Consider the following 564-nt stretch of genomic DNA (forward strand, 5'->3'; position numbering starts at 1 on the left):
GCGTGCGGCGCGGCGGGCGTAGGCCGGGTCCCGACGGGTCGGGGCCTGGAGCAGCACCGCCGCGGGGCGGGCGATCACGGCCAGCACGTCGTCCGCCGCCTCCATCGAGGCGGTGACGCTCGCGTAGCCGAGGTTGGCCAGCTCGCCCGAAAGGGACCGGTCCACGGCGCGAACACCGTCATCGACCACGAGCACTTGTTGCAGCGCACCCATAGGCTTGAGCGGTACCTCATGAAGCGGGGCTTGGGAAGATAGCCAGAACCACAATCCGAAGCGAAACCCGCGAAGGAGCGGATCGGATCCGTCCGGTTGTGTGCGCCTGCGAGATTATCCGCCGCGCCTGAGCGCGGGATGAACCGAAAGCGGTCCGCGGTTCAGGCCGTCTCGACCCCGGTCACGGTCCCGCCGGCCCAGACCGGCCCGTAGCCCGAACGCCGCCAAGCCTGCGGGTCCTGGTCGGGGACGCCGCCGCGGGGGGGGCGATCACGGCCAGCACGTCGTCCGCCGCCTCCATCGAGGCGGTGACGCTCGCGTAGCCGAGGTTGGCCAGCTCGCCCGAAAGGG

General features: G+C 71.6%; 1 pseudogene. It reads right to left on the minus strand.

The window, feature by feature from the left end:
- Positions 1 to 213 (minus strand): annotated as a pseudogene (locus FV228_RS32225) (hypothetical protein); the annotation flags it as partial.
- Positions 214 to 564: the final 351 nt, after the last annotated feature.

This window comes from Methylobacterium sp. WL18, assembly GCF_008040015.1.
GTDB classification, from domain to species: domain Bacteria; phylum Pseudomonadota; class Alphaproteobacteria; order Rhizobiales; family Beijerinckiaceae; genus Methylobacterium; species Methylobacterium mesophilicum.